Origin of the sequence: Streptomyces sp. 8L (genome assembly GCF_020176795.1) — a bacterium.
In the GTDB taxonomy this organism is placed as follows: domain Bacteria; phylum Actinomycetota; class Actinomycetes; order Streptomycetales; family Streptomycetaceae; genus Streptomyces.
The window spans coordinates 1-3,779 of sequence record NZ_JAIUKE010000185.1; the positions used below are offsets into that span (position 1 = coordinate 1).

2 protein-coding genes and 1 pseudogene are annotated in these 3,779 nt (G+C 73.1%); 1 reads left to right on the top strand and 2 read right to left on the bottom strand.

Annotated elements, in window-relative coordinates; translation table 11 throughout:
* Nucleotides 1-126: 126 nt before the first annotated feature.
* Complete coding sequence (pruA, locus tag LCE31_RS17080; RefSeq protein WP_225015140.1) at nucleotides 127-1,758, bottom strand: L-glutamate gamma-semialdehyde dehydrogenase; 1,632 nt, start codon at nucleotides 1,756-1,758, stop codon at nucleotides 127-129.
* 66 nt (nucleotides 1,759-1,824) lie between these two features.
* The gene (locus tag LCE31_RS17085) at nucleotides 1,825-2,751 is read right to left on the bottom strand and encodes a proline dehydrogenase family protein (RefSeq protein WP_225015141.1); all 927 of its coding nucleotides are present in this window, start codon (nucleotides 2,749-2,751) and stop codon (nucleotides 1,825-1,827) included.
* 149 nt (nucleotides 2,752-2,900) lie between these two features.
* On the opposite strand from LCE31_RS17085, the pseudogene LCE31_RS17090 reads away from it, so the two are divergent.
* A pseudogene (locus tag LCE31_RS17090) lies at nucleotides 2,901-3,779 on the top strand (PucR family transcriptional regulator); the annotation flags it as partial.

The window sequence follows — 3,779 nt, forward strand, 5'->3', positions numbered from 1 at the left end:
GGGGAGGCTCCCGCTGCGGACCGCCGGGGCCAACTCAAACAAAAACGCCATGGCGACCGCCCCCGGCGGCGGCCAGCCGCCGTGCGGCGGCGCGCGGGCCAGCGGCACCAACGACAAGGCGGGCCGTCAGCCCATGTGCGGGTAGCCGTAGTCGGTCGGCGGGAGCAGCGCCTCCTTGATGGCGCGGGTCTGCGTCCAGCGCATCAGGTTCTGCGGGGCGCCCGCCTTGTCGTTGGTGCCGCTGGCCCGCGCGCCGCCGAACGGCTGCTGGCCGACGACGGCGCCGGTCGACTTGTCGTTGATGTAGAAGTTGCCCGCGGCGTACCGCAGCTTCTCCATCGCCGCCGCCGTGGCGGCACGGTCCCGCGAGATGAAGGACCCAGTGAGCGCATAGTCCGCGACGCACTCCATCTGGTCGAGCATGGCGTCGTAGTCGGCGTCGTCGTAGACGTGCACGGCGAGGATCGGGCCGAAGTACTCGGCGGTGAAGACCTCGTTGGCCGGGTCCGTGCACGCGATGACCGTCGGGCGGACGAAGTAGCCGACGGAGTCGTCGTACGTGCCGCCCGCGACGATCGTGCAGGCCGGGTCGGCCGCGGCGCGGTCGATGGCGGCCTTGTTCTTCGCGAACGCGCGGTCGTCGATCACGGCGCCGATGAAGTTCGTGAGATCGGTGACGTCACCCATCGGGATGCCGTCGACCTCCGCAGCGAACTCCTCCTTGAAGCCGTCGTTCCAGATCGACGCGGGGATGTACGCGCGCGACGTGGCCGAGCACTTCTGGCCCTGGTACTCGAAGGCGCCGCGGGTCAGCGCGGTCTTCAGGACGGCGCGGTCGGCGCTCGGGTGCGCGACGACGAAGTCCTTGCCGCCGGTCTCGCCGACGATGCGCGGGTAGGTGCGGTAGTTCTCGATGTTGGTGCCGACCGTCTTCCACAGGTGGCGGAAGGTGTTGGTCGAGCCGGTGAAGTGGATGCCGGCCAGGTCGCGGTGGGTCAGCGCCACGTCGGAGACCGCGATGCCGTCGCCCGTCACCAGGTTGATGACGCCCTTCGGCAGGCCCGCCTCCTCCAGCAGCTCCATGAGGAGTACGGCGGCGAGCGTCTGGGTCGGGGAGGGCTTCCACACGACGACGTTGCCCATCAGCGCGGGCGCGGTCGGCAGGTTGGCCGCGATCGCCGAGAAGTTGAACGGCGTGATCGCGTAGACGAAGCCTTCGAGCGGGCGGTGGTCGAGCCGGTTCCACACGCCGGCCGAGTTGGCGGGCGGCTGCTCGGCGAGCAGGTCGCGCGCGTAGCTGACGTTGAAGCGCCAGAAGTCGATCAGCTCGCAGGGGGCGTCGATCTCGGCCTGCTGCGCGGTCTTGCCCTGCCCCAGCATGGTCGCGGCGGCGATCGTCTGGCGCCACGGGCCCGACAGCAGCTCGGCGGCGCGCAGGATGATCGCGGCGCGGTCGTCGAAGGACATCGCGCGCCAGGCGGGCGCGGCGGCGAGCGCCGCGTCGACGGCGTCCTGCGCGTCCTCGCGGGTGGCGCCCGCGAACGTGCCGAGCACGGCCTTGTGACGGTGCGGCTGCACGACGTCGACGCGCTCGCCGCCGCCCATGCGCTTGACGCCTCCGATGGTCATCGGCAGGTCGCGCGGGTGCTCGGCCAGCTCCTTGAGCTCGGCCTCCAGCCGGGCGCGCTCGGGCGAGCCGGGCGCGTAACCGAGCACCGGCTCGTTCACCGGGGCGGGAACCTTGGTCACGGCGTCCATGTCAGCCGTCACTCCAATCGGATGAGTCGGGAAGGTGTCGTCGGGGCGGGCGGGGGGCCGGGCCGTTCAGCCGCGGCCGGCGAGCGAGCGCAGGAAGAAGGCGAGGTTGGCGGGGCGCTCCGCGAGGCGCCGCATGAAGTAGCCGTACCAGTCGGTCCCGTAGGCGACGTACACGCGCATGCGGTGCCCCTCGGCGGCCAGCCGGTGCTGTTCCGCGGAGCGGATTCCGAACAGCATCTGGAACTCGTAGTCGGTGAGCTTGCGGCCCGCGCGCTGCGCGAGCTCCTGGGCGATGGCGATGATCCGCGGGTCGTGCGATCCGACCATCGGGTACCCGTCGCCGTCCATGAGGATGCGCAGGCCGCGCACGTACGCCTTGTCGACCTCCGCCTTGTCCTGGTAGGCGACGGACGCGGGCTCCTTGTAGGCACCCTTGACCAGGCGGACCCGGCTGCCGGCGGCGGCGAGGTTCCGGCAGTCGTCCTCGGTACGGAAGAGGTACGACTGGACGACCGCGCCCGTACGGGGGAAGCGCTCGCGCAGCGCCGCGTGGATCGCGAGCGTCGAGTCGACGGTGGTGTGGTCCTCGGCGTCGAGGGTGACCGTGGTGCCGATGGCGTTCGCCGCCTCGACGATGGCGGTGACGTTCTTCAGCGCGATGTCGTGGCCGCCGCCGAGGGCCTGGCCCATGCAGGACAGCTTTACGGACATCTCGGCGCGCTCGCCGAGCTGGAGCGGACCGAGGACCTCGATCAGGCGCAGGTAGGCGTCGCGGGACCGGGTCGCCTCCGCCGGGTCGGTGACGTCCTCGCCGAGCACGTCGAGGGTGACCTCAAGGCCCTTGTCCGCCATCTCCTCGATGGCCGGGGCGGTCGCCTCGATCGATTCGCCCGCTATGAAGCGCTTGACGACCGGCTTGGTCAGGGGCGCGGCGGAAAGGGTGCGGCGCAGGGCGTCGCTCCGCGACGCGGCGAGAATCACGGGACCCAGCACGGGCACCTCCATGAGAGATCGAGCGGGCCGCGGGACTCCCCGGCCACTTCGCACGCTAGGGAGCGCTCCGATCCTGTGCCATCGACACCTGTCACGCATCCGTGGCCGGGATCTCAGACACATGTCTGAAGCGGTGCGAGAATGGCCGGATGAAGGGCGACTACCAGGAGCTGGTCGACGAGGTCTCGGCGCTGGCCGGCGTGCCGGCGACGCTGGAGAACCGCGACTTCGGGCTGATCGCCTTCGGCGCCCACGACAGCGACGACGACCTGGTGATGGACCCGGTCAGGACCCGCTCGATCCTGACCCGCAAGTCCTCTCCCGGGGTGCGCGCCTGGTTCGAGGCCTTCGGCATCACACGGGCGACCGGCCCGGTCCGCATCCCCGCCTCGCCCGACGCGGGCGTCTTCCGCGGCCGCATCTGCCTGCCGGTACGCCATCGGGGGATGGTGCTGGGCTACGTGTGGCTGCTGGACGACTCGGAGAGCGGTCCCGAACCCGCCCGGCTGGCGGCGGCCATGGAGGTGACGGCCCGGATCGGCGACCTCCTCGCGGAGGACGTCAAGGCGGACGCCGACCTGGCGCGCGAGCTGCGCGCGGTGCTCACCGCCGAGCACGGCTGGGAGCGCGACATGGCGCTTGCGGCGCTGCGCACGGCGCTCGGCCCGAGCGCGGACGGCCTGCACGTGATGGTGGGCGTGGCGCCCTGGAGCGACGAGGAGCCACCGGTGCGGGCCGTGCCGGGCACGGCGGCCCTGTGCACGCTGCCCTCCCCCGGCCGCGGCGCCCCCCCCGGGGGGGGGCCGGCGCCGGGGGCGGAGCCGGTGCGCGGGACGCCGGCGCTCGCGCTGCTCGTACGGCTGCGGTCGGCGGACGCCCTGCCCCCGGTGCTGACCGCGGTCGGGCGGCTGCGCGCCGCGGCGGGCGCGCCCGGCGGCGCCGGGGCGCCGCCCGGGGGGGGGGGGGCCCCCCCGGGGGGGGGCCCGGGGGGCGGGGGGGGGGGCGGGGGGGGGGGGGGGGGGCCCCCC

Excerpts from the sequence above, each read along its gene's own strand:
- pruA (WP_225015140.1), bottom strand. The coding sequence starts at position 1,758 with ATGGACGCCGTGACCAAGGTTCCCGCCCCGGTGAACGAGCCGGTGCTC.